The organism is Mangrovicoccus ximenensis (genome assembly GCF_003056725.1).
Lineage (GTDB): Bacteria > Pseudomonadota > Alphaproteobacteria > Rhodobacterales > Rhodobacteraceae > Mangrovicoccus > Mangrovicoccus ximenensis.
On sequence record NZ_QBKZ01000015.1, the window covers coordinates 683,288 to 709,153 of the forward strand.

General features: G+C 68.6%; 16 protein-coding genes and 3 pseudogenes. 8 read left to right on the forward strand and 11 right to left on the reverse strand.

Annotated features, from left to right (window positions below; translation table 11 throughout):
• Genes C7T91_RS19360 through C7T91_RS19375 form a run of 4 tightly spaced genes read right to left on the reverse strand, consistent with a single transcriptional unit; the run spans window position 1 to window position 4,862 of the window.
• Complete coding sequence (locus C7T91_RS19360; protein ID WP_108260644.1) at window positions 1-807, reverse strand: ABC transporter permease; 807 nt, start codon at window positions 805-807, stop codon at window positions 1-3.
• A complete protein-coding gene (locus C7T91_RS19365) occupies window positions 804-1,688 on the reverse strand; it encodes an ABC transporter permease (RefSeq protein ID WP_108260645.1) in 885 nt (294 codons plus the stop codon). Before C7T91_RS19365 ends, C7T91_RS19360 begins: the two co-directional genes overlap by 4 nt.
• Complete coding sequence (locus C7T91_RS19370; protein ID WP_108260646.1) at window positions 1,685-2,758, reverse strand: ABC transporter ATP-binding protein; 1,074 nt, start codon at window positions 2,756-2,758, stop codon at window positions 1,685-1,687. The genes C7T91_RS19365 and C7T91_RS19370 overlap by 4 nt, the downstream gene beginning before the upstream one ends.
• A gap of 40 nt (window positions 2,759-2,798) precedes the next feature.
• Window positions 2,799-4,862 (reverse strand): oxidoreductase, encoded by a 2,064-nt coding sequence (locus tag C7T91_RS19375; protein ID WP_108260647.1) that lies wholly within the window; start codon window positions 4,860-4,862, stop codon window positions 2,799-2,801.
• Window positions 4,863-5,165: 303 nt separating this feature from the next.
• On the opposite strand from C7T91_RS19375, the gene C7T91_RS19380 reads away from it, so the two are divergent.
• From C7T91_RS19380 to C7T91_RS19390, 3 genes are all read left to right on the forward strand, one after another.
• Entirely contained in the window at window positions 5,166-5,564 is a 399-nt protein-coding gene (locus C7T91_RS19380; RefSeq protein WP_145962947.1) for a hypothetical protein, read from the forward strand.
• Window positions 5,565-6,005: 441 nt separating this feature from the next.
• Window positions 6,006-7,475 (forward strand): NarK family nitrate/nitrite MFS transporter, encoded by a 1,470-nt coding sequence (locus C7T91_RS19385; protein WP_108260649.1) that lies wholly within the window; start codon window positions 6,006-6,008, stop codon window positions 7,473-7,475.
• A 55-nt stretch (window positions 7,476-7,530) separates the two neighbouring features.
• Window positions 7,531-9,315, forward strand: a complete 1,785-nt coding sequence (locus C7T91_RS19390) for a bifunctional protein-serine/threonine kinase/phosphatase (protein ID WP_108260650.1) — start codon at window positions 7,531-7,533, stop codon at window positions 9,313-9,315.
• Here C7T91_RS19390 and C7T91_RS19395 read toward each other — a convergent pair.
• The 3 genes from C7T91_RS19395 to nirB are packed head-to-tail and all read right to left on the reverse strand — an operon-like array spanning window position 9,295 to window position 14,695.
• A complete protein-coding gene (locus C7T91_RS19395) occupies window positions 9,295-11,925 on the reverse strand; it encodes a nitrate reductase (protein WP_108260651.1) in 2,631 nt (876 codons plus the stop codon). The genes C7T91_RS19390 and C7T91_RS19395 overlap by 21 nt on opposite strands.
• On the reverse strand, window positions 11,925-12,257 hold the full coding sequence (gene nirD, locus C7T91_RS19400) for a nitrite reductase small subunit NirD (protein WP_108260652.1): 333 nt from the start codon (window positions 12,255-12,257) through the stop codon (window positions 11,925-11,927). The genes C7T91_RS19395 and nirD overlap by 1 nt, the downstream gene beginning before the upstream one ends.
• Entirely contained in the window at window positions 12,254-14,695 is a 2,442-nt protein-coding gene (gene nirB / locus C7T91_RS19405; protein WP_108260653.1) for a nitrite reductase large subunit NirB, read from the reverse strand. Before nirB ends, nirD begins: the two co-directional genes overlap by 4 nt.
• Before the next feature lie 1,248 nt (window positions 14,696-15,943).
• On the opposite strand from nirB, the pseudogene C7T91_RS39695 reads away from it, so the two are divergent.
• Window positions 15,944-16,282: pseudogene (locus C7T91_RS39695) on the forward strand (exopolysaccharide biosynthesis protein); the annotation flags it as partial.
• A gap of 68 nt (window positions 16,283-16,350) precedes the next feature.
• Here C7T91_RS39695 and C7T91_RS19420 read toward each other — a convergent pair.
• Complete coding sequence (locus C7T91_RS19420) at window positions 16,351-17,025, reverse strand: YbaY family lipoprotein (RefSeq protein ID WP_161556006.1); 675 nt, start codon at window positions 17,023-17,025, stop codon at window positions 16,351-16,353.
• Between the two features lie 176 nt (window positions 17,026-17,201).
• Window positions 17,202-18,047: a CPBP family intramembrane glutamic endopeptidase gene (locus tag C7T91_RS19425; RefSeq protein WP_161556007.1), complete on the reverse strand. Its 846-nt coding sequence runs from the start codon at window positions 18,045-18,047 to the stop codon at window positions 17,202-17,204.
• 1,435 nt (window positions 18,048-19,482) lie between these two features.
• Between C7T91_RS19425 and C7T91_RS19430 the strand changes: the two genes are divergently transcribed.
• The 4 genes and pseudogenes from C7T91_RS19430 to C7T91_RS19445 all read left to right on the forward strand — a co-directional run.
• A complete protein-coding gene (locus C7T91_RS19430; RefSeq protein ID WP_236638340.1) occupies window positions 19,483-20,496 on the forward strand; it encodes a YcjF family protein in 1,014 nt (337 codons plus the stop codon).
• An 802-nt stretch (window positions 20,497-21,298) separates the two neighbouring features.
• Window positions 21,299-22,051 (forward strand): annotated as a pseudogene (locus tag C7T91_RS39700) (GTPase family protein); the annotation flags it as partial.
• A gap of 362 nt (window positions 22,052-22,413) precedes the next feature.
• On the forward strand, window positions 22,414-22,737 hold the full coding sequence (locus C7T91_RS19440; RefSeq protein WP_108260659.1) for a hypothetical protein: 324 nt from the start codon (window positions 22,414-22,416) through the stop codon (window positions 22,735-22,737).
• Window positions 22,738-23,076: 339 nt separating this feature from the next.
• Window positions 23,077-23,321, forward strand: a pseudogene (locus C7T91_RS19445) (transposase); the annotation flags it as partial.
• A gap of 679 nt (window positions 23,322-24,000) precedes the next feature.
• Here the strand turns inward: C7T91_RS19445 and C7T91_RS19450 are convergent.
• Both C7T91_RS19450 and C7T91_RS19455 read right to left on the reverse strand, forming a co-directional pair.
• Window positions 24,001-24,720, reverse strand: coding sequence for a hypothetical protein (locus C7T91_RS19450; protein ID WP_108260660.1), 720 nt, complete (start codon window positions 24,718-24,720; stop codon window positions 24,001-24,003).
• Window positions 24,721-24,784: 64 nt separating this feature from the next.
• Window positions 24,785-25,804, reverse strand: a complete 1,020-nt coding sequence (locus tag C7T91_RS19455) for an MsnO8 family LLM class oxidoreductase (RefSeq protein ID WP_108260661.1) — start codon at window positions 25,802-25,804, stop codon at window positions 24,785-24,787.
• Window positions 25,805-25,866 lie beyond the last annotated feature (62 nt).

Genomic DNA, 25,866 nt, shown 5'->3' on the forward strand with positions numbered 1-25,866 from the left:
TCAGAGGTCGCGCCGCATGGCCCTGGCGCTGGCAAGGAGCGCGATGGTCGCGATCACCAGAGAGGCCAGGATCAGGAGCGTCGAGATGGCGTTCAGCTCGGGCGTGGTGCCGCGCTTGATCAGGGCGAAGATGTAGACGGGCAGGGTGGTGGTGCCGCCCGAATTCAGCATGTTCGAGGTGATGAAGTCGTCCATCGACATGACGAAGGCCAGCATGGCGCCCGCGAAGACGCCCGGCGCGATCAGCGGCAGCGTCACCCTGCGGAAGGCGGTGAGGGGCGGCGCGTAGAGATCCTGGGCGGCCTCCTCGAAATCGCGGCTCATGCCCTGCAGGCGGGCGCGGATCGGCAGGAAGGCGAAGGGCGTGCAGAAGGCCATGTGCGCCAGCGTCAGCTTCAGCATGCCGTTGGCCAGCCCGAGCTGCGAGAACAGGATCAGAACGGCGACGGCGACGACGATCTCGGGCAGCATCAGCGGCAGGTTGACCACCACTTCGGAGAGCCGGTAGGCGCCTTTCCGGGGCGCGCGGCTCAGCACCATCGCGGCCATGAGCGCGATCGCCGTGGCTCCGGTGGTGGCGATCACGGCGACGGTCAGCGAGACCTTGAGCGCGTCCATCAGCGCGGCATTGGCCAGCGCGGCCGCGTACCACTCGGTGGAGAAGCCGGTCCAGACCGAGACCAGCCGGTTCTGGTTGAAGGAAAATGCGATGACCACCGCGATCGGCAGGTAAAGCCAGAGGAAGAAGACGACCGTCAGGGCGCGCGCGCCGGGATAGCGGCGGATGTCATGGGCATGGTCGCTCATGCGGCGGCCTCCTTGGCGGCGCCGGCGGCGCGGCGGGCATTCAGGATCAGGACGATGACGACGAGCGCCATCAGCACCATCGCGACGGCGGCGCCGAAGGGCCAGTTGCGGCCGCCGCCGAACTGGGTCTGGATCAGCGTGCCCATCATCATCTGCTTGCCGCCGCCGAGCAGCATCGGTTCGAGCACCGTGCCGATGGCGGGGACGAAGACCAGGATCGCGCCGGCCGAGAGCCCCGGCCAGGTCAAGGGCAGGATCACCCGGCGCAGCGTCGTCCAGCGGTTGCCGTAGAGGTCGTGGGACGCCTCGAGGAGCGCCGGGTCGAGCTTCTCGATGGCGGCGTAGACAGGGAGCACCATCAGCGGGATGTAGCTGTAGACCATGCCGACGAGCATCGCGCCGGGGGTGAAGAGGAAGGTGTCGACATCGCCGCCGCCGAAGAATTTCCAGGTCTTCTCGGCCAGCCCCTCGTTGCCGAGGATGATCAGCCAGGCATAGACCCGCACGATCATCGACACCCAGAAGGGCAGGGTGACGAGATAGACCAGCACCGGCTTCCAGCCCTCGCGGGCATTGGCGATCACATAGGCGACCGGCACCGACAGCGCCATGCAGATCGCCGTGGTGGCGAGGCCGTAGGCCAGGGTGCGGCCGATGATCATCAGGTATTTCGGGTCGAATTCCAGCTCGTCCGTCCAGCCCATGGTGAACAGGATCTCGCGGTAGCTGGTGAAGTTCAGCGCCCAGTCGAAGCCGCCATAGGGGCCGCGGTCGCCGAGGCTGACGCCCGCCACGATGCCGATCGGGATGATCAGCGTCAGCCCCATCAGCAGCCAGGCGGGCGCGAGCCCCCAGAAGCGGAAGGTCCGGAGCGCCTTCATCGCGCCAGCACCCGTGCGCTGTCCTCTCGGAAGCCGAGGGTGACAGGCTGGCCGGGCTCGTAGCTGTCGGCATGGGACCGCGCGTTGCGGCGCGAGACGCGCAGGCTCTGGCCCGCCACGTCGACGGTGTAATGGGTGTAGCCGCCCATGTAGTTGCGCCCCGACACGGTGCCCTGCAGGACATGGCCGTCGGCCTGGGTCTCCATGCCGATCTTCTCGGGGCGCAGCGACAGCGTGGCCGGGCCGGGGCCGGTCAGCCCCTTCTGCCGGGCGGTGATCTCGATTCCGAAGGGGGTGCGGACGCGGGCCTCGCCGCCCTCGACCGACAGCACCTCGGTCTCGATGAAGTTGGTCTCGCCGATGAAGTCGGCCACGAAGCGGTTCGCCGGGTCCTCGTAGATTTCCGAGGGCGTGCCGATCTGCTGGATCTGCCCCTTGCCGAGCACGCAGATGCGGTCCGACATGTCGAGCGCCTCCTCCTGGTCATGGGTGACGAAGATGAAGGTGATGCCGGTCTTCTTCTGCAGGGATCTCAACTCGTCGCGCATCGCCTGGCGCAGCTTCAGGTCGAGCGCCGAGAGCGGCTCGTCTAGCAAGAGCACCTGCGGCTCGGGGGCGAGCGCGCGGGCGAGCGCGATCCGCTGCCGCTGCCCGCCCGAGAGCTGGGCGGGACGGCGCGCCGCAAACGGCGCCATGTGCACCAGTTCCAGCATCTCGGCCACGCGGGCCTCGCGCCGCTTGCGGTCCCAGCCGAGGTTTTCCAGCCCGAAGGCGATGTTCTGCGCCAGCGTCATGTGCGGGAAGAGCGCATAGCTCTGGAACACCGTGTTCACCCGGCGCTTGTGCGGCGGCAGGGTCTCGATCTCCGCCCCGTTGAGAAGGATCGCGCCCTCGGAGGGGCTTTCGAAGCCCGCGATCATCCGCAGGAGCGTGGTCTTGCCGCAGCCGGAAGGGCCCAGCAGCGTGAAGAACTCGTTTTCCCGGATGGTGAAGCTGACCCCGTCCAGCGCCTGGTAGGAGCCGAAGCTCTTGGAGACGTTGTAGACCTCGACCGCCTTGCCGCGCGCCATGCGTTTATCCCTGTTCCCTGCCGCTTTGCGCGGCCAATCGTTACGCCAGTTCGGTGATTTCGCGCCGGAAGGGCAGCGCGTCGCCGATCGGCGCGCCGTCCAGCTCGCGGGCATAGCGGTGGCCCGCATAGGTCGCCCAGGCGATCGGCCCCGGCGCCTCGGCGTCGCCGATGAGCTTCACCGACTTGATGCCCGCGTCCTGCCAGTCGGCCTCGCGCGCCTTCAGCGCCCGGAAGACCTCGTCCTGCCCGGTCCGGGAGGCGACCATCACCACGGCATCGCAGCCGAGATGTCCGCGCGCATCGGTGTAGCTGCAGCAGGTCTCCACCCCGTCGGCGCGGATCGCGGCGATGCCGGTGTTGAGCACGATCTTCACCCCTGCCGCGACGAGGCGGCGGTGGATCTCGGCCTGTTCCAGCGTGTTCAGCGTCCAGTCGGAGACATAGGCCGAGGGCGTGACCAGCGTGACGTCGCAGCCTTCCCGGGCGCAGAGCTCGGCCAGCACGCCGCCCATGTAGTAATGGTCGTCGTCGAAGACCGTGACCTTGCCCGAGGGCAGGCGGCCGTCCATCAGGTCGTCCGGGGTCAGCACCGCCATGCCGGGGTCGATCGGCATCGGCACCACATGCTGGCGCGACACGCCGTCGGCGCGCCACTTGGCGCCGGTGGCGAGGCAGACATTCTCGAAGCCGAACTCCAGGATGTCCTCCGCCGAAAGCGGGCTGTCGAAATAGGTCTCGACATTCGGGCGCTGGCTCAGCTGGTAGGCGCGGTAATCCGCGACCCGGCCCCAGGCGGAAAGCCCCGGCAGCAGCCGCTCCTTCGCGACGCGGCCGCCCAGTTCCGTGCCCGCCTCGGCCAGCGCGACGTCATAGCCCCTGAGGGACAGCGCGCGGGCGGCTTCCAGGCCGGCGGGACCGGAGCCCACGACCAGGACGTTGGAGCTGCTGCCTTTCGCGTTCATTCTCTCCGGGTGCCAGCCCTTGCGCCATTCCTCCATGAAGGTCGGGTTCTGGGTGCAGCGGCTGATCGACATGGTCATGTCGCCGGTGACGCAGATGTTGCAGCCGATGCATTCGCGGATGTCCTCGATCCGGCCTTCCTCCACCTTCTTGGGCAGGAACGGATCGGCGATCGAGGGCCGCGCGCAGCCGATGAAATCGAGCGTGCCCTGCCGCACCAGCCGCGCCATCACGTCGGGCGAGGTGAAGCGGCCGACGCCCACGACGGGCTTCGAGGTCAGTTCGCGGATGCCCTTGACCAGGACCTCCTGCGCGGCCTCCTCCTTGAAGCGCGAGGGGCCCGAGCAGTCCTCCCAGGTGCCCTGCGCGAGGTCCCACAGGTCCGGCAGGTCGGCATTCATCTCGATGAACTCGCGGACCTCGGCATTGGAGAAGCCCAGATCGCCCAGGGTCTCGTCGAGGCTGACCCGCAGGGTGATCGCCATCGTGTCGCCGACCGCGTCGCGGATGTCGCCGACCACCTCGTTGACGAAGCGGGCGCGGTTCTCGAGGCTGCCGCCGTATTCGTCCGAGCGCTGGTTGGTCGCGCGGCTGAGGAAATGCTGGAAAATGCCGAAGCCGTGTGCGCCGTAGAGGCACAGCAGGTCGAAGCCCGCCAGCTTCGAGCGCTTGGCGGCGTTCACGAACCAGCGGCGCAGGTCGCGGATGTCGCTCTTGTCGAGCGCGCGGGCCTGGACGGGATCGTTGGTGAAGGTGCGAATCGGCAGGGCCGAGGGCGCCAGCGGCACCTCCTTGGTGTAGAGGTTCGGGCCGTTGATGCCGGAATAGGCCAGCTGGATGCCCGCCAGCGCGCCATGGGCCTTCATCGCCTCCGACATGCGGTTGAGCGCCGGGATGTCGCGGTCGTCCCACAGGCGCAGCTCGATGAAGGGCGTGATCTCCGAGGTGTGGTGCATCTCGGTCTGCTCGGTGAAGATGACGCCCCAGCCGCCCTCGGCCTTGATCCCGCGCATCGCCGCCGCCGCAGACGGGTCGCGGTAGCCGCCCCCGTTGCAATGCGGCACCTGGTAGAAGCGGTTCTTTGCCGTCAGCGGGCCGATCTTCACCGGCTCGAACAGGATGTCATAGGGCTTGGGGGGCACGCTTGGGGTCCTCTCTCCGTATCGGCGGCAAGGAAGCGTGAATCTGCGGCGAACGTAAATTACGGCTTGCGGAAGCTCATCTTAGGCATCGCCTAATCGCCATGTGTTTCATCGCAGGTGCTGCCTTATCAGGCGCCCTGCGAAGATTTTGGTCTATACAAAACTTCCCGGCACCCGCGGCGCGATCGGCGTCCAGCCCGAGATGCGCGTCAGTTCCGGCAGGCCGGCTGTCCGGAAATGCCCCTGGGACGGCTGGCCGGCCTGCCCGGAGAGCGCGCAGGCCAAGAGCCTGCCGACCCCGCCATGGGCGAAGATCGCCAGGTCGCCCGCGCCGGGCAGGGCTCGCTGTCCGAAGGACTGTCGGCGGCGCGCGCGGCGGTACGGTTCCCGCCGCGCGCCGTCGGCGTCGTGATCCACGGGCTGAAGGCCGAGGACGAGATCACCGGCGACCTCTTCGGCGGCGCGCTGGATCCGGCGGGCGCCGGGGAGAACGACGCGACGCGGGCGAAATGGGAGAAGGTCAGCGAGCTTCTCGACGGCCTGAGGCGGTCGCATGGCGCCAAGGCGCTGTCCTTCGGGCTGCAGGAGGAGATCCCGGGCGGCTATGTCGGCGCCAAGATCGCCTTCGGGCGCATCCCCGAGGAGGAGGATTTCACCGAGACCCCGGCGGCGGACGAGGACACACGGTTCCTCTCGCATTGACCGCGGGCGCTCTGTCGGACGGCGCCGGAGTTTTTTTGGGGGGAGGGGGCGGGCCAATGATCCATGGAAACTTGATCATTGCACTACAGTTCGGTCGTTCGAAGTCCAATGCCGCTGCGCCTGGGCCTTCCCTGAAGCGGCCGCTCGATCCGTCCCGCAGCATTCTCCACTAGCTGGCCGACGGAGAAGCGCACAAAACAGACCTTTGCTGCTGTTGCAGTTCCGACGAAGCGCGCGCCGCAGCGCGGCAGCAGGTCTCGATCGGGTTCGGGCGGATTCCTTTTCTGGCACGTCCGGCGGCATTTCCCTGCAAGGTGCCGCGGGAGCGCGGTGTTTTTGTGCATCTGCAGCACAGGTTTGGCATGCTGCGCATTTGTGTCGCCGGGCTGAACCGGTTGCAGGCTAGATCTGGGGCGTATCCAGGCAAAATCCGGAGGGTCCATGGCACCTAGCGGCTTCAACATCTTCTCCTTCACCGGGAAGATGAAAATTCTTCACATGACCTGGTTCGCGTTCTTCCTGACCTTCGTCGTGTGGTTCAACCTCGCACCGATGCTCGGGGCGATCCAGGCGAGCCTCGGGCTCGACCGGGCGCAGGTCACCACGCTCCTCATCCTCAACGTCGCGCTGACCATCCCCGCGCGGATCATCATCGGCATCCTGACCGACCTCTACGGGCCGCGGCGGGTCTACTCGGGGCTCCTGATCGTCGCTTCCATCCCCTGCTTCGTCTTCGCGGTGGCCGACAGCTTCACCCAGCTTGCGCTGGCGCGCTTCGCGCTCGGCCTGATCGGGGCGGGATTCGTCATCGGCATCCGCATGGTCTCGGAATGGTTCCCGGCGCATGAGCTCGGCACCGCCGAGGGCATCTATGGCGGCTGGGGCAATTTCGGTTCCGCCGCTGCCGCCTTCACCCTGCCCACCATCGCGCTGATGTTCGGCGGCGAGGATGGCTGGCGTTGGGCGATCGGGCTGACAGGCGCAATGGCGCTGGTCTACGGCTTCGTCTACTACGCCTCCGTGCAGGACGTGCCCAAGGGCTCGAAATACTTCCGCCCGAAGAACGCGACCGCCATGGAGGTCACCTCGAAGGGCGACCTCTATTTCCTGCTGGTGATGAAGGTGCCGCTCTACATCGCGCTCGGCGCGCTGGCCTGGCGGCTGAAGAATGTCGGCATCTTCAACCCGGCCACGCAATACGCGGTCTGGTTCGGGCTCCTCCTCCTCTACGTCTATGACTCGATGCTGGCGGTCAGGGCCAACCGCAGGGTCTTCACCGAGACCGTCCCCGAGTTCCAGCGCTACAAGTTCAAGCAGGTGGCGATCCTCAACATCCTCTATTTCGCGACCTTCGGTTCGGAACTGGCGGTGGTTTCGATGCTGCCCTTGTTCTTCACCGACATGTTCGGGCTGTCGGCGGTGGTCGCGGGCATGGTCGCCTCGGCCTATGCCTTCATGAACCTGATGTCGCGTCCGGGCGGCGGGATGATCTCGGACAGGTTCGGGCGGAAACCCACGCTCCTGATCCTGACGGCCGGGCTGGCGGTCGGCTATGCCGCCATGGGGGTCATCGACTCGTCCTGGCCGGTCTGGCTTGCAGTGGTGGCGGCGATGGCCTGCTCCTTCTTCGTGCAGGCAGGCGAAGGCGCGGTCTTTGCCGTGGTGCCGCTGATCAAGCGCAGCCTGACGGGGCAGATCGCGGGCATGACCGGCGCCTACGGCAATGTCGGCGCGGTGATCTACCTGATCATCTATTCGGTGGTGGATGCCTCGACCTTCTTCTTCGTGATCGCGGGCACGGCCGTGCTGGGCTTCGTCGCGCTGATCTTCCTCGAGGAACCGGAGGGCGAGATCGCGGAGATTGACGAGGACGGCAACGTCACGATGATCAACGTGAGCCGCGCGCACTGAACGCGGCTGACAGGCACGGCAGGCGCGGACCCCGGGCCTGCCGGGAAAGGCGAGGATGGCGGGCAGAGGCGACCACACCACCATTCCGGGACAGTTCCCGGCGCAGGGGCTGCGTGCCGTGCTCGGCGGCTGGTCCGGGGCAGGCACCAAGCCCAGGAACGACGACGCGATCTCGGGGCGCATCCCCGAGGCCGCCTACGAGATGCAGGTGAAGGGCGCCATCGCCTGCATCGCCGACGGCATCTCGACCGGGCTCAATTCCGACAAAGCGGCGCAGATCTCGGTCGTGCAATTCGCCCGGGACTACTACTCGGCGCCGGAAAGCTGGCCGGTGCGGGATTGCGCCGGGCGGCTCCTGAACTCGCTCAATTCCTGGCTCCACGCCCAGAACCGCAGCGGCTCGCCCGATGCCGAGGGCATGGTGACGACCTTCACCGCCGCCATCGCCCGCTCCACCACGCTGCACATCGTCCATATCGGCGACACCCGGTGCCAGCGGCTGCGCGCCGGGCGGCTGGTGCCGCTGACCGAGGACCATTCGGCGCGCTTCATGGGCGGCTCGGAGTCCCTGACCCGTGCGCTTGGCGCTGAGTCCGACATCCGCGTGGACTATGCGCAGGAGACGATGGCCGAGGGCGACCTCTACATCCTGACTTCCGACGGGGTGCACGACACGCTGGGCGAGGCCGGCATGCGCGACCGGCTGGCCGATCTGCCGCAGGAGAGCCGCGAGGACCTTGAAGCGGCGGCGCGCATGCTCTGCCAGGCGGCGCTGGAGGCCGGGAGCAGCGACAATGTCAGCTGCATGCTCCTGAAGATCCTCGCGCTGCCGTCCGAGACCCTGCCCGAGGCGCATCGCCGCCTGACCGCGCAGGTGATCCCGCCCGCGATGAAGCCCGGCAACCGCATCGACGGCTGGGAGGTGCTGGAGGTGATGCATTCCTCCACCCGCAGCAATGTCTACCTGGTGCGCCGCGCGGGCGAGGACGGCCGCTTCGTCCTGAAGGCGCCGTCGCAGAATTTCGCCGAGAACCTGCAATACCTCGAAGGCTTCACGCTGGAGCAATGGGTCGGACGGCGGATCTCGAACCCGCAGGTGATGAAGATCCGCCCGCACGAGGACAGCCGGTTCCTCTACTACATCGCCGATTTCGTCGAGGGAGAGACCCTGCGCGACTGGATGAAGGCGCATCCCAAGCCCTCCATCGCCGAGATCGTGCCGGTGCTGTCATCGCTGATCTCGGCGGTGCGGGTCTTCCACCGGCTCGGCATGGTGCATCGCGACCTGAAGCCCGAGAACGTCATCATTGCAGGGAACGGCACCGCGAAGATCATCGATTTCGGCTCGGTGCAGGTCTCGGGCTTCCGCGATCTGGAGCGCGGCGATGCCGGAGAGATGCCGGAGGGCACGCTGAACTACATCGCCCCCGAGGTGCTGGCCGGCAAGGGGGCGCAGCCGCTGTCGGATCTGTTCTCCATCGCCGCGATCACCTGGGAAATGCTGGCAGGCAAGGTGCCCTTCGATCTGGAGGACCGCACCGGGCTGCCGTCTCAGCCTTCGGACTGGGTGCCCGGAGATCTCGCGGCGCTGCGGCCGGACCTGCCGGAGGCCACCGGCGCGGTGCTGTTCCGCGCGCTGTCCTTCAGCCCGAAGGACAGGCCCGAGGTGATGTCGGAATTCCTGGGCGACATGCGCAAGCTGCAGGGCAAGGCCGGGACGAAGCCGACCTTCGTCCCGCTCTTGCAGCGCGGCTCTACAGAGTTCTGGCGCGGCTGGGCGCTGGCCACGACCGCTGTGGCTGTAGCGCTGGCGGCCGCGCTACTCGGCCGCCTCCTGTGACAGCGCCAGAAGCGCCGCGATCTCGGACTTGCAGGATCCGCAATTGGTCCCGGCCGAACAGTTGGCGCCGACCTCCTCGACGGTCGCGAGGCCGTGTTCGGCAATCGCCCGCTGGATGGTGTTGCGCCCTACAGCAAAGCAGGAACACAGGACCGGTCCCGGATCCGGCATGTCGCCCTTCGCCCGACCCGCGATTGCCCAGGGTGCCTCCGTGCCCGGCAACCCGGCGAGGAAGTCGCGCATCAGCGTCACCGGCTCGCGCGCCACGTAAAACGCGGCCTTCAGGATCGGCCCGTCGTGGAAGGCGAAGCTGTGGCGGCCGCGGCGCAGGTCTTCGACGGATTGCAGCGCCGCGTCCGGCAGGCCGAACATGTTCCGCAGCGCGGTTTCCCAGTCCTCGACCGGCTCCGTCCCGGCCAGTTCGGCACGGAAGCCCGCTGGAGTCCGGGCCAGCGCCCAGTAGCCGCCGAAGGGCCGGAACCTGGCATCGGAGACGGCAAAGCCGTACCAGGCGGCGTCGAAGCGGGCGAGCGCGACCGGCGAGGCCTTGCTTTCCGGCTGGCCCGAGACCGGGTCGGTCACCGGCGCGACTAGCGCATCGACGCGGCCCGCGGAGGACAGCTGCCCGGTCCAGTGCATCGGCGCGAAGACCTCGCCCGGATTGACATCGGCGGTGATCTTCACGCGCAGGATCGCCTTGCCTTGCGGGCTCGCCACCTCGACCAGATCGGCGGGGCGTAGCCCCTGCGCTTCCGCATCGGCCGGGTTCACCTCGAGGAACGGCTCGGCCAGATGGGCCGAGAGCCGCGGGCTCAGCGCCGTGCGGGTCATCGTGTGCCACTGGTCGCGGATCCGCCCGGTGTTCAGCCGGAACGGATGCGCGGCATCCGGCATAGTGCCGGGCACGCGGGGCTCCAGCGCCAGCATCTTCGCCCGCCCGCCGGGATGGAAGAACTTGCCGTCGCCGAAGAAGCGGCCCCCGGTCTTCGTCGGCGAGACCGGCCAGCGGAAGGGCGCGAGATCGCGGTAGCCGTCCTCGTCCAGTTCCGCCAGTCCCGAGATGTCGAAATCCCGCCCGAACTGCCCGGCGATCCCGGAGAGTGTGGCGTATTCGCGGAAGATCTCGGCAGGCGAGGCGAAGGAAAAGCCCTCGTCGCAGCCCATCCGCCGGGCGACCTCGCAGAGGATTTCCCAGTCCGGGCGCGCCGCGCCGGGGACGGGCAGCACTGCGCGCTGGCGGCTGACGGTGCGGTCGGAATTGGTGACGGTGCCGGATTTCTCCGCCCAGGCGGCGGCGGGCAGCAGCACGTCGGCAAGCCGCGCCGTGTCGGTCTCGGCGGTGATGTCGCTGACCACGACGAAGGGGCAGTCGGCAATCGCGTCGCGCACCCGGTCGGCATCGGGCAGCGTCACCGCCGGGTTGGAATGGATCACCCAGAGCGCCTTGATCCGCCCGTCCGCGACCGCGCGGAACATGTCCACCGCCTTCAGTCCCGGGGCCTGCGCGATCACCGGCGAGGACCAGAAGCCCTGCACCGCATGGCGATGCTCCGGGTTCTCGATGTCGAGATGGCAGGCCAGCATGTTGGCCAGGCCGCCGACTTCGCGCCCGCCCATCGCGTTGGGCTGGCCGGTCACGGAAAACGGCCCCATGCCGGGCTTGCCGATCCGGCCCGTGGCGAGGTGGCAGTTCAGGATCGCATTGACCTTGTCGCTGCCCGAGGAGGACTGGTTCACCCCCTGGCTGAAGATCGTCACGACCTTCTCCGTGCCGATCCAGAGGTCGAGGAAGGCAGCGATGTCCTCCGTCGCCAGTCTGGTGACTGACGGGTCCGAGGCCTTGGCTGCCGCCATGGCGGCCGCGAACCCCTCGACATGCGCCTCGACGAAGCTCTCGTCCACCGCCCCGCGCGCGCCGATCCCGGCGAGGAGCGCGTTCAACAGCGCCACGTCGGTTCCCGATTTCAGCGCGAGGTGCAGATCGGTGCCGTCGCAGCTGGCGGTGCGGCGCGGGTCGATGACGACCAGTTTCATCTCTGGCCGGGCCTTCCGGGCGGCGAGGATGCGCTGGTAGAGCACCGGGTGGCACCAGGCGAGGTTCGACCCGGCCAGCACGATCAGGTCTGCTTCCTCCAGATCGTCGTAGATGCCCGGCACCGTGTCGGTGCCGAAGGCGCGGCGGTGCCCCGCCACCGAGGAAGCCATGCAGAGTCTTGAATTCGTGTCGATGTTGCCCGAGCCGATATAGCCTTTCATCAGCTTGTTGGCGACGTAGTAGTCCTCGGTCAGCAGCTGGCCGGAGACGTAGAAAGCGACGGACTCCGGCCCGTGCTCCGCGATGGTCTCGGAAAAGCGGCGCGCGACGAGGTCGAGCGCGCTGTCCCAGTCCGTGTCCTGTCCATCGATCTGCGGTGACAGAAGGCGGCTGCCGAGCCCGACGGTCTCGCCGAGCGCCGAGCCCTTGGAGCAGAGCCGCCCGCTATTGGCCGGATGCTCCGGATCGCCGCGGACGGCGACCCCGCCTGCGCCGTCGGGCGAGAGCAGCACGCCGCAGCCCACCCCGCAATAGGGGCAGGTGGAGCGGGTCTCGACGGGACCGGGATGCGTCATCAGGCGGCGCTCCGGTCGGCGAGCTTGGAGAGGTCGAGCATCAGCCGCCCGTCCTCGACTTTGACCGGATAGGTCTGCGTAACCTCCGTATCCGCCCCCTGCGCCTCGCCGGTGGCGAAGGCAAAGACGCGGCTGTGCAGCGGGCAGGTCACGGAGTCTCCGTGGACGATCCCTTCGGACAGTGGTCCGCCCTTGTGCGGGCAGGCGTCGTCGAGGGCAAAGACCTCGTCCGCCGTCGTGCGGAACACCGCGATGCAGCCATGGCCGGTCTTGACCACGCGCGCGCCGCGCACCGGGATGTCGTCGAGGGTTCCGATATCGGTCCAGCTCATTCCGCGGCCTCCCGGCTCAGGTCCAACAGGGGCGCGGACCAGGATTTCCGCTCCTCCTCGGTGACCAGCGCCGCCCAGGGGTCGGTCTGGTAGACGCTCTGGCTGATGTCGAAGCGGGCGTTCAGCGCCTTGCGCTTGGCTTCGTCCGACAGCATTTCCTTGACCCAGTCGAGCCCGACCTTAGCCACCCATTTGTACGGGCGATCCAGGTACTTGGCGTGTTCGCGGTAGAGCTGGACAAAGGCGGTCGTCCACTCGATCGCCTCCTCCTCGGTGGCGACATCGACCAGACGCTCGGTCTCCTTCACGTCCATGCCGGCCGCGCCCGCGACGCCGATTTGGTAGCCCGAGTCGACGCAGATCACGCCCACATCCTTGCAGGTCGCCTCGGCGCAGTTCCGCGGGCAGCCCGACACCGCCAGCTTGACCTTGTGCGGCGTCCAGCTGCCCCAGAGCCGCTTCTCCAGCTTGATCCCCAGCCCGGTCGAATCCTGCGTGCCGAAGCGGCACCAGTCCGAGCCGACGCAGGTCTTCACGGTGCGGAGCCCCTTCGTGTAGGCATGCCCCGAGACCATCCCGGCATCGTTGAGGTCCTTCCAGATCAGCGGCAGGTCCTCTTTCCTGATGCCCAGGAGGTCGATCCGCTGGCCGCCGGTGACCTTCACGACGGCGTTGAAGCGCTTGGCCGCCTCGGCGATGGCGATCAGTTCCTCCGGCGTGGTCATCCCGCCCCACATCCGCGGCATCACCGAATAGGTGCCGTCCTTCTGGATGTTGGCGTGGTTGCGCTCGTTGACGAAGCGGCTTTGCGGGTCGTCCTTGTACTCCAGCGGCCAGTCGGCCAGCAGGTAGTAGTTGATGGCCGGGCGGCAGACATGGCAGCCGTCCTTCGATTTCCACCCCAGCTCCTGCCACACCGCGGGCTGCGATTTCAGCTCGCGGGCCTTTATGAGCCGCCGGACGTCCTCATGCGTCAGATCGGTGCAGCCGCAGACCGGCTTCGTGCCCCCGGCCTCGAAGGCGGAGCCGAGCGTGACCGCCAGCACCTGTTCCACGAGCCCTGAACAGGTCCCACAGGAGGCCGAGGCCTTGGTCTGGGCCTTGACCGCGTCCAGCGTCTGCGCGCCGCCGTTGATCGCCGTGACGATGGTTCCCTTGCAGACGCCGTTGCAGCCACAGATTTCCGCCTCAGGCGGCAATGCTGCAACGGCTGCCAGAGGGTCCGCGGCGGGCCCTCCGCCGCCCTGGAAGGCGGGACCGAAAATGATCGTCTCGCGCATCTCCTCGATGTCGGTGCCGTCCTTGATCAGGCCGAAGAACCAGTTCGCATCCGCCGTGTCGCCATACATGACCGCGCCGACGAGGCGGTTCTCCTCGATCACGAGCCGCTTGTAGATGCCGCGGCCCGGGTCGCGGAACACAATGTCCTCGCGGCCTTCGCCTTCGGCAAAATCGCCCGCCGAGAACAGGTCGCAGCCGGTGACCTTCAGCTTGGCCGAGAGCTCGCGCATCTGGAACCTGTCCTCCTCGCCGAGCAGCGTCTTCGCCAGGACCTTCGCCTGGTCGTAGAGCGGCGCGACGAGGCCGAAGAGGTTGCCCTCGAATTCCACGCATTCGCCGACCGCGAAGATATCCGGGTCGGAGGTGCGCATCTGCGCGTCGACCTTGATCGCGCGGCCCATCTCGAGACCGGCTGCGGCGCCCAGCTCGGCACGCGGGCGGATCCCGGCGGACATGACCACAAGGCTGGCCGCGATTTCGGTCCCGTCGCCCAGAAAGACCTGCTCGACCTTGCCCGCGCCCTCGATCCGCTCGGTGCCTGCACGGGTGATCACCCTGATGCCGCGCCGGGAGAGGTCCTTTTCCAGAAGGTAGCCCGCGGCTTCGTCGAGCTGGCGGTTCATCAGGTGCCCCGAATTGTGCAGCACCGTGACTTCCATGCCGCGCAGCCTCAGCGCCGCGGCGGCTTCGAGGCCGAGCAGCCCGCCGCCGATCACCACGGCGGCCGTGCCCGGAGAACCCGCGGCCGCGATCATGGCGTCGGTATCCTCCATGTCGCGGAAGCCGATGACGCCGGGCAGGTCGTGGCCCGGCAGCGGCACGATGAAGGGGGCGGCACCGGTGGCGATGACCAGCTTGTCATAGGGCACCTCGCCATTTTCGCCCGTCACGACCTTGCGCGCGCGGTCAATCCCGGTGACCCGTTCGCCGAAGCGCGTCGCCACGCCGTGCCGCGCATACCAGTCCGTGTCATGGGTGACGATCTCTTCCGCGGATTTCTCGCCCGACAGCACCGGCGAGAGCATGATGCGGTTGTAGTTGCCACGCGGCTCGGCGTTGAACAGCGTCACGTCGAAAGCGCCGGGAGCAGCCTCGAACAGGTGCTCCAGCACCCGCCCCGAGGCCATGCCCGCGCCGATGACGACGAGCTTTTCCATGGCTTGATCCTTTCCGGAAGTGTCAGGTTCAAAGATACCAGGCGACGACATGGGCCAGTTCGCCGCTGTGATAGACCGGCAGCGCCACCATCGCGCCGTAGCCCGCGGGCAGGCCGGGCCCCGTAGAGACGAAGGGCAGGCCCGTCCCCAGCACCTGGCCCACCGGACCGCGCCAGGCGGCCGTCCGCGGCGCGTCGAAATCCGGTTTCCGGCCGCTCCAAGCGGGCCCTCGATCTCGCAGAGCCCGTCGGTCAGCATCGCCTCCTTCGCCGGGCCGACCGTGGTGGCGCGGGCATCCCAGATCTCGAAGCGCCGGGCGATTGGGGTGCCCTTGGCCGAGATCAGCGTCAGCACATAGGTGGAGTCCGTCGGGCTCGGCACGGGGATGCCGATGCCGGTGGAGAGGCCCGCGCGCCCGGCCGCGTCGGCGCGGACGAAGGCATAGCCCTTGCCGAGGTCGCGCATCAGGATCGGCACGCCCGCCGCCCAGACCCCGCCCGGCAGGCCCTGGCCATAAGAGAAATGCGTATGCTGCGAGACGAACTCGAATTCCTGCGCCGCGCCGTAATAGCCATCGTTCAGGACGAGGACGCCCCCCTTGTCCTCCCAGACCTCGATCGCGCCCATGTGTTCGGCGTCGTCGCTGCAGAGCACGACGAGCACGGCCTTGAGCGTCTCGCCGTCGAAGACCGGGATCGCGACGGCGGCCGTCAGCCCGGCCTCCGCCGCCGCCTCGGCGCGCAGGAAATACGAGCCGTCGAAACCCTTGAGCACGACGGGACGCCCTTCGGCCCAGGCCTTGCCCGGCAGGCCCTCGCCCTTGGCGAAGTTCGTCGTTGCGGAGGTGCCCGCGAAGCCGTCCTTCCCGGCGTAGTTGCCGCCCGCGTGTTTCAGCATGTCGCCGTCTGGGACCCAGATCTCGGTCACCTGGACGAATGTCGGCGTTTCCGTGGTCATAAGCATGGTCTGGCTCTTTCCCCTGGCGTGCAGCTCGGAATGCGTCCGGCCCCGGCTTGGGCCGCGCCATTCCTGACGAGGCGGCAGGGCCTGCCACAGCGGAATGCTCCGCCTCGGAAATCAGTTAAGCACCGGGCATGTTTCTGCCGAAGCAAATCGCCCGTGAACCGACAAGATGCTGCACCTGCGCACAAAAACCATGCAGGTGCCGCAATTTCGGAACGCGGTCTGCGTCGAGATTGAACATGGTCATGCAGATGGACATCCGCGGCATCGGTCAACGCGGCAGGAGTGCGTACCAGCAAGTTCGCAGGGACATGGGCGGCAGCAGAGGGGCTCCTCGGCGGCGCCCGTATGATCCGCGGTGCCAGGGAATCCTGTCTGCCCTCCCAGCTGGAACGGATCGAGGCGCCTGCGGACAAGCTGCGCAAGAGCCTCGACAAGGTCTGGCCGGTAGTGCGGCGCCGCCGCAAGCTGATCGTCGTGCGGCTGCACTGGGCGGTCTCGGCATTGGCGGCGCTGGCGATCGCGGCACTGCTGGTGCGGATCGGCGCGGCGATGGCCGGGCTGCCGTTCCTGCTGGCCTTGCTCTCCGGCCCCGGCCTTGCCGAGGGAGACGGCCTTGCCGTGATCCTCGGGCGCCTGCGGCTGATCCCGGGGAACTGGCCCGGAACGGCCGCGTTCCGGGCCTCGGCGGGTCAGTCCCGCGAAAACACTGCCACCGTCCGGCCTGTCCCGTCGAGCAGGAGGAGTTTGCCCCGTTCCGGATCCATCTTCCAGGAGCGCGTCTCGGCCAGGGCAGCGAGGAATTTCCCCTCCTGATCCATGATGGCGGGCGGGCATAGCTTCCGCGTCGCCGCCAACGGTCCGAAGGTCAGCTCCGCCCCCGACAGCTCCGCCCTGCCGGATAGGGCATTGCAGCCGCCCGATCCGGAGACCGTGCCGTCCGGTCCGAGCTCCAGAACCGTTTGCACCCGGTCGGCCACGCCGCCGCCGCCGATATCCTCCGCCAGCCAGCGCCCGGCGGGGGTCTCCGGCGGGACCGCGGCGCGTTCGAGCATGATCTCGGTGCTGTTCTCGCCGCGGGTGAGGACCCCGTGATGCTGGACCGTCCGGAACAGGACCTCGTCGCCCCGCAGGATGCGCGCGCGCAGCGCGTAGCTGTGGCGCGCGTCGATCTCCCGGCTGTCATAGTCCAGCGAGAAGGCGATCGGCACCTGCGTTTCGGGCACGAAACCGGTCTCGGCGATGGCCAGCGCCGGCGCATCGGCGCGCGAGACATCCAGCAGCTCGACTTCGACCCGCGCATCCGGCGGCAGCGCGATGCGTTCGCGATAGGTGACCGTGCCGGTCAGGGTCCTGTCTTCTGCCATTGGCTGCACCGTTGTCAGGAGGAGCGCGACGCCCGCGCATAGGAAACGGAAGGGAAAACGAAGGTCGGTCATGGGGTGCTCCGCGGATCAGGCTGCGCCGTTTGGAACAGGGTGCAGGCTCCGGCACGCGGAGGCAAATGCTGATTCGTGTGACGCCGGGACAGGCCCGCGGGGAGTCAGCGGGCTGCCGCCGGATAGGTGAAGAGCACCAGATGGGCGAGATTGAAGCCGAAATGGAACAGGATGGCGCAGCCAAGCCCGCCGCCGAACCGGAAGGCCGTCCCGTAGGCCAGTCCCGCCAGGCCCGCGGCGAGCACGAGCATGGGGCCGCCGCCGACATGCGCCAGGCCGAAGAGCGCGGCGGAGGCGGCCAGCGCGGGCCAGTTGCCGAACCGGTCCGACAGGCCGCGCTGGATATAGCCGCGGAAGAACGCCTCTTCCGGCAGGCAGGTCAGCAGGAGATTGCCGAGGATGAAGACCGGCAGCCAGCCCGGCACGGAGAGCTCCCAGCGGATCGTCCCGGCGGCGAGGGCGGCGGCAAACAGGGCGGCCAGCAGGAGAGCGGCCGCCGCGGTCCGCATGGCATCGGGTTTCTGCGGCCGGGCCAGGAGGTCGGGCAGCGCGAAGAGCAGCAGGAAGAAGGCGAGCGCCTTGCCCGCCCCGAGGCTGTAGCTGAAGGGTACGCTCTGCGGGCCGGTGAGGACATCCGCCGCGACGGGCAGCCTTTCGAGCCCGGGGACAAGCCCGAGGCTGAAGGCGAGGCAGGCGAGGATCAGCGCGGCATGTCCCGCCGGACGGCACCTGGCCGGAATGGCCGGAAGTCCGGAGGCTGCCGCCAGGCAGGCCGCGAAGAGCAGGATGGCCGACGCCTCCAGAAATCCGAACCACCAGCCGGAAACCAGTGCTGCGGCCAAGAGCGGCATCGCCGCCGCCCGCCGTCCCGCCCAGCCGAGGGCCAAGGCCGCCGCGAGGAGCAGCCAGACCGATATCTCCGGCCAGAGTCCGGTCAAGGCGCTCGACATCTGCTTCCTCCGGAAAGCCCTGCGCCTGCACCGCGTCGCGGGACGGTTCATCCGGCCGGGCTGGCCGCTTCATGCTATCTGCGCCCCGGGCTTGCCGCAACTTCCGGTGCTCCGCTCCTGCGGCGGGAACGGAGACCACGGTCAGGTTTCCGCAGCGCCGCAGGGCGGCCAGAGCCGCATCTCGGGCGGTCGCGTGATGCGCCCGCTCCCTCTGTCAGGGGCGTTGTCACCGGCCTGCAATCTGAAACCATGCATTTGGGCGGACGGGCGGGACAGGATGGCGATCGGGGTATCCACCGGAACGGAAGGCGGCGGTTCCCGCGAAGATGCTGCCGCCGAACAGTGGGCCCTGTCGCGCCATTGGTCCGGGCGCGTTGCCCATCGCGGCGCCACCGGCCCGAGCCCGATGGACGACGGCGAATGCCCTTGAACCGCCTTGCGGTTGAGGAAGCGGTATCGCGGGGACGCGGGCGAAGGGCAAGCTGTTGCCGAAAGCCGACGCGAATGCCGACGGCTGGACGTCGCGGGGCAAGCTTGCAGCCGCCGCGGTATCTTTTCCGCGCAGCTCGCGTTCTGGCGGGACTTCTGCGAACGGGCCAATGACTGGGACCGTGGCGCCAGCGGCGCCGCGAAAGCCCGCAGCACAAGGACGACAGGGAACGGATCCGGCGATGAGGCGTACGCGCAGGCAGTCCGGGGGACCGCCTGCCTGCCGGGAGGGCGGGAACCCGTGCGCAAGGGGAAGGCGTTGGCGCAGGCTGCGGCGCACCTGGTCCCGAGAACAAGGGCGGCGGCGATCTGGGGGAGCGCGCCCCGGCAGAGCCGGATCGGGCCGTCCCATGGAGTTCGATCCGGTCCGCGAAAGCGGCAAATCGTCCGGCGGGGGACGCTCCGGTCCTCTGCAGGAGGCAAACTGCCCCGGCGGACTGTTTGAGGAGGGAACCGGCGGAGTCCCCGGGGATCGGACGGGCGGAGCCACGGAGCACGGAATGCCCGGAGCCATGCGACGGGCCGGCGGACGGACGGGACGAATGGCCTCCGCTCCCGATCGCCGGAAACTCGTGGAGTTCGCCGGCGATGCGATGGCGGCGGGCACCCGTGCCGAGCTTGGCCTGCAACCGCACACGCTGGCGCTGGCGCTGGCGCGACCCGGAGGGCGGCATCCGGCAGGACACGCGACCGGCACCGGCGGACGCAAGCAGGATGCTGTCCGCCGATGTGCCGCGGACCCCGCTCGGCTCGGCGGGAGCGCTGTCGATATCGCGGGCCTGCGGACCGGGCGTCCGGACCAGCCGGTCGATCCTGTTGAACTGGGCGGCTTTTTGACCGAAGTTTCTCCAAGGGCGGAGGAGGCTGGCCACAGATCGGACACAAGATGCGGAACCGGATATTCACACGCTCCAAACATCCGCCGCCCGAAGGGACGGGCGATGCCGTGCTGCCCGTCGTCTGGCTCCTCGGCAAGACCGGCGCGGGAAAGTCCTCCCTGATCTGCGCGCTGACCGGCAAATCCGATGCCGAGATCGGCAACGGTTTCCAGCCCTGCACGCGCTCGGCGCGCAGCTATGATTTCCCCGCCGGGGAGCCGCTCCTGCGCTTCCTCGACACGCGGGGCCTGGGCGAGGCAGGCTATGATCCGGCAGAGGATATCGCGGCCTGCCGCGACCGCAGCCACGTGCTGCTGGTTGTCTGCCGGCTCGACGATCCCGTGCAGGGCGCAGTTGCCGATGCCTTGGCGGACATTGTCCGGGCGGACCGGCGGAGGCGCGCCATCCTCGTGCTGACGGGCAGGGACCTCGTGTCCGGCCATGATGCCCGCGCGCGCGCGGAACGGACCATCGCCGCCCGGATGAACCGGGCCGCCGGACGGGACCTGCCCCGGGCCATCCTGTCGCTGGAGCCGGGCCGGGCCACCGATGCTGCGGGGCTCGATGCGCTGCGGCAGCAGCTGCTCGAGGTGCTTCCGGCCGTGGGCCTCGTTCTCGAGAAATCCCGCAGCGGCGACGCCGAGTATCTCGAATTCCAGAAGCACAAGCGCTGCGTCCTGTCCTATGCCGGGGTTGCGCTCACCGGCGATCTCGCACCGGTGGTCGGCATGGTCACGGTGCCCGCGACGCAGCTCAAGATGCTGCACGAGCTGGGGCGGCGCTACGGGGTGACATGGGACCGCAAGGTCGGCGCGGCCTTTCTCGGCACCATGGGGCTCGGCATCGGCGCGCGATACGCGGCGAATTTCGGCCTGCGCGAACTGGCCAAGCTGATCCCGGTCTACGGTCAGACAGTGGGGGCCGCCACCGCGGGCGCGATCAGCTTCGCCTCCACCTACGCGCTCGGCCGGGCCGCAGCCTATTTCCTGTTCGGCAGCGCGCAGGGCAGCCCGCCCAGCGAAGAAGAGCTGCGCAGGGTGTACCAGCGCGCCTTCAGGAGGTCTTCGGATGAAGCTGGCTGAGCGCCTCCGCCCGGCCTTCCTGCGATGGGACCGCCTGCTCGCCGCGGCCGCCCTTGCGATGCCCTTCCTGGCGGCGATGCTCGCCGGTTTCGCCTGGATGATCGAGCACGGCTGGCTCGTCGCGTTCATCGTGGCTTCGATCTCGCTCGGCGGGCTGGTCGCGCTCATCCGCCTCCTGCGGATCTGGATGCGCAGCCGCCAGAGCCCGCCTGCGCACAGGCCCGGGCAGCTGCATGCGCGGATCGATCCCTCCTGGAGCGAGCGCGAGGCAGGTGCCTTCGCTGCGGCCCAGGCATTCATCGAGGAGAAGACCGCGAGCCCCTTGCCCTGGGAGGACCTGCAGCCGGTCGCGCAGGAAGTCGTGCGGCGGGTCGCGGAGGCCTCGGGAAAGGGCGACAAGGGACTGCTCGACTTCACCGTTCCCGAGGCCCTGCTGCTCATCGACCGGGTCGCGGTGCGCCTGCGCTCGGATATCCGCAACAAGGTTCCCTTCTCGGACAGCATCTCGCTGCGCACCCTGCTCTGGCTCTGGAACCGCCGCGACCTGGCACGGAAGGTCACGAAGCACGGCTGGAACGCCTGGCGGGTGATCCGCGCCGTCAAGTCCCTGCCCACCGCCGTCCTGCGCGAGATCGAGGGTGCCATCGCCGAGGGCCATTCCTCCTTCATCACCAGCGAAGGCACCGCCATCCTGCAGGGGCTGCTGCTGGAGGAGGTCGCGGCCTCCGCCGTCGAGCTTTATTCCGGGCGGCTGCGCTTCTCCGATTCCGAGCTGCTCGATCTCGGCCTCGCCGCCAGCGATCTCGACCGGGCACGGCTGGCGGCCAGCGACATGCCGCTGCGCATCGCCGTTGCCGGCCAGATCAGCGCCGGCAAGTCGAGCCTCGTCAATGCGCTGCTCGGCGCCGGCCTGGCCGAAGTCGACGTGATCCCGACCACCGAGGCGCCGACGGCCTATCCCACCGGCTTCGACGGGGTGGAGACGATGCTGCTCGACATGCCGGGGCTCGACGGCTCGTCCCGGCTGGCCCGGACGGTCGCCGCGGAACTGGCGCGCGCCGACCTCGTCATCTGGACCGTCCGCGCCAACCGGCCGGCGCGGGACATCGACCGCACCGCCATCGCCATGCTGCGCGAGATCGTTTCGGAGGATCCGCGCCGCCGGATGCCGCCGGTGGTGGTGGCCGTGTCCTGCATCGACGAGCTGCTTCCCGCCTGGCCCTTCCCCGAAGGCCACCTCGCGCCGGATGCATTGGAACGCGTCACTGCGGCCGTCTCGGCCGTGCAGCAGGACCTCGCCGATCCGGGCGTCACCGCCAACACGATTCCCGTCGTGCTCACCGAGCCCGACTGGAACCTCGACCGCCTCCGGTCCCGCATCGACAGCCTCATCGGCGCGGCGCTCGACACGCAGAGAAACCGGTTGCGGATCGAAGCGAGGACCAGCGGCGTGCGGAAGGAGGCCGGCCGCGGCCTGCGGGGCCTCCGCGGCGCGCTCACGGCAATCGGCCGGAAATATGCGCAGGACGACGGAGCTGAGGACAGCGACGCCTAGCCCCTGCGCCGGCGGCGCTTGCGCGCTGCCGCAGTCGAGGACGCCAAGGACGTCTCCGGCCTCCCGTCATGATTTGTTTGGGGCGCGGGGAAAAGGACCTGTGCCGCCTCGCCGGATGGCGGCACATGAAAGGGACCGGCCACTTGTGGAGATAGCCCGCATGGCCTCCGCCGCGGCGCCGCAAGTCCGCTTCCCTTGACTGGCCGCTGCACGCATGGCGGGCCCGGCAGCGGCGCAAACGGGGCGCAACGGCCCGTGCCGAAGCAGCGACGATCCCCGGAGAATGTGGTATCCTCGACTCTGCGTTCTGCGCGCGGCGTTCGCAGAACGCATTGATCGGGTTGGACTCGGGAGGACACGAGATGAGACCAGTCGTATTGCTTGTAGGACGCTTGCCGGCGGTGGTGGAAACGGTGGCCCAGGAACTGGACGACCTGCCCGTCCAGTGGCTCGGAGCCCACAATCGCGAAGAAGTGCAAGCTCAACTTGAAAATGAACCCGGGATCGCTGCCGTCGTGATGGGCGCGGGACTCGAAGACCGGTTGAGAGGGGAGTTGATCGGCGTGATCGCCGGGCTCCGTCCTGATATCTGCATCCATGTGAAGGACCGGGCGTCGGGATCTGCCGGGATGGCAGCTTTTGCCCGGCGGGTCGTGCGCGCCGATCTCTTGGGCGAGCTGGCATAGTTGGCTGGCCCTCGCCGAGCATCAAGGCAGGAGCCAGGGCGACGTCGGCAAAGCCTGGCTTCGGTGCCGGGCAGCCTGTGATGGGCCGCAAGGCGTTCTGCAAATTGCCGCAGGCGGCCGGTCGGCAACCATGTCCTGACCGCCGCGGATGATGGCCCGAGATGGGCTATCGGCCCGCCATTGTTGCGAAACTCTCCGAGGATCGGGATACATCCCGGGAATCCGGCAGNGTTAATGGCTNTTGCATNGGCGAAGCCCNGGGCCTGACTTCTGCCGCAGNCGCCAACTGGAAATTCTGCAGTCAGCCGTGGCTGCGCGGGTGGTCCGAGCGCCACGGCGAACGCGCCGAAGCGGCGCGGGTCTCTGCTGGTCCGGCTGACCACGACAAGGGGTTGCCCGCCCCGAAGGCAGGCAAGCCGGGGACTCCGCCAATGTTCTCCGATGCCGCCATCCAGGTCTGCCTGATGGCGAAGGTGCTCTTCGGGCTGCCGCTCAGGCAAACGACCGGAATGGTTTTCGGCATCGTCGGGAGGGCAGGGCTGGAGTGGCCGGTCCCCGGCTTATCCACGCTCAGCCGGCGCCGAAGCGAGACGGGACCGTGGCGCCAGCGGTGTCGTGCAAGCCCGTCGAACGATTGCCGTCGAATTATGGTTCCGCCGGGCCCAGGGCCCCTGGCGTCAGCGCCATGGACCTGGACCGCATTCTTCGCCAACCTCCCGGCAATTGCTCTGCATTCGCCTGCCGGTCAGCGGATCGAGCCCGGCCGTGACAATCTCCGACATGACCGCCTCCCAATTCGGATTGTTGCGATCCCATCTTGGCACAGTGATGCCGTCGGGGGGCGGTTACATCGTCAGCGCAGAGCTGTCGCACCAGCGCTTCGCCGGTTTCGCCGGCCAACGGACCCGGACCGGTGGCGCTGCCGCTGGCAACTCCGAGGCGCGTGGCGGACGCGGCCTTCCTGTGGCAGGCGATGGAGCGGACCCCGCGTTCCGCGTTCAGCCACGGCGAGAGGATCGGGGTTCAATCGCCCGTGGAACGATCCCTCCGGATCGTTTCTTGGTCCTCCTCATGCCCCGAAGGGTGGCGCGCCCTGGCTAATCAGGTCGGAAACCGCTTGGGCAGAGTTCAAGGCCGCAGCCGTTGCGCGCGGTGTTTGATGCCTTGGCAGGGGGAGGGGCTGAGGGGCCGGCGCGATCCGTCGGATCCGGACAGGCAGCTCCGGTCGATGGCAGCCGCGGGAGCGCCAAGAGGAGCGGCGGTTCAGACGTGGCCTCCGGAATGGGCGTCTGCCGGAACGATGCTGCACAGCTGCGGCAGCGGAGCCGCGGCATCATCTTCAAGTTGGAGCAGCAGGTTGCGCCCAATCTCTGCATCCGGGTCGCTCGCGCTCAGCATGGCCTGGTAACACGGACTGCCCTCGGCCGCATCCGCCTGCACCCGCATCTGTCCTGCTGTACTGCCGAGCGCCTTGCGCAGGCGAGCGTCGCTGCCGGGTCGTTCGGCCAAGGCCGCATGGGCCAGCGCCAGCACGCGGTTCGCTGCCCAGGAGGGGCTGAAGGTCGGGCAGGTGTCGGGCAGGATCGGCGTCTTGTCGAGGGCGAGGAACCGCGCGCCCTCGGGTCCATGGGACAGGCGGGTCTCGTAACGGATGATCGCACCCTGCACCCCCTCGGGCCGAGCTGCCTGATAGGCCACGAGCATGTGCAGCTGCGACTGGCCTGCGGGGGCGGGCCCGAAGGTCGCATGCAGGATGTGATGCGAGCTGCGCTCGTCCGGCACGGTGCCAAACCAGTCCGCGAGGCTCTGCAGGTCATCGGCGAAGAGGTGGCGGCCCTGATGGCCACTCAGCCGGACCTGCGGGGCGAAGATCTCCAGGTGCGGCGCCAGGGCGCTGCCCGGTGCCTCGAAGAAGGCAAACCAGCGATGGGAAAGATGCAGCGCGTCATGCTGCTGGCGCAGCCGTCCGGGAAGCGGGGTCATGGGCCGGGGTCCTTTCAGATGGGGGCGTCCCGGCCCCTCTCGGGCCGGGACAGGTGTGCGGAGATCAGGCGGGCACGGCCTGCGGCGCGAGGGCAAGCGCCTGCGCCAGGCTGGTCAGGGCCTTCTGCCGGGCGGCTTCGCCCGGCATCATCAGGTTCACCATGACCTCGTCCGTCCCGTAGGCACGGCCCAGGTCTTGCAGCTGCGCCGCGACGCTTTCGGCCGTGCCGGAAATCAGCCGTCCTTCGTTGCGCTGGCGCACGGCCGTCTCATGGCTGCTCCGGGCATGGGTGCGCGCGGTCTCGAGGGAGGGGAGCCGGTTGAAGGGTCGGGTGCTCTCCGCATGGGACAGCCAGAGATGGAAGGCATCGGCAAAAGCCGCCGCTTCGGCCTCCGTTTCGCCCACGGCGGCGAAGACCGCGACGACCACCGAAGGCGTGTCGCCGAAGGCCGAAGGCCGGAAGGCGGCGCGATAGGCCGCTGCGGCTTCGGCGCCCCGCGGGCCGGGATTGATGAAATGCGCGAAGGTGAAGCCAAGCCCCGCCTGCGCCGCGATCTCTGCCGTGGAGCCGGAGGCGCCGAGCACGAAGGTCTGCGGCGGGCGCGCGGTGTCCGGCAGGGCCTTCAGCCCGGCATGGCGGGTTCCGCCATGGTGCTGTCCGCTGAGAAAGCCCAGCAGGTCCGCAACCTTGTGGCCATAGGGCAGCTGATCGCTTTTCTCGTCGTTGAGCGCGCCATTGACCCGCTGGTCCGCGCCCGGCGCCCGGCCGAAGCCCAGATCGATGCGTCCCGGGAACATCGCCTCGAGCAGCTGGAAATTCTCGGCAATCTTGAAGCTGCTGTGATTGGGCAGGAGCACGCCGCCCGATCCGAGCCGGATGGTGCTGGTGGCGGCGGCGGTCCGCGCCATCATGATCTCGGGGGCGCTGCTGACCATGGCGGGCATGCCGTGGTGTTCGGAGAACCAGTAGCGGTGGAGACCGGCGGCGTCGGCGGTCCGGGCCAGCCGCAGCGAAGCTTCGAGCGCGTCCTGCGCCTCGAGGCCTTCGTCGACGGGTGCGTAATCGAGGATGCTCAGTCGCATGGGATATCCTTTCGGAATGAGTTGGCCGCCTGCCTGCAGGGGCGGTGACGGGCGGCAGGAGG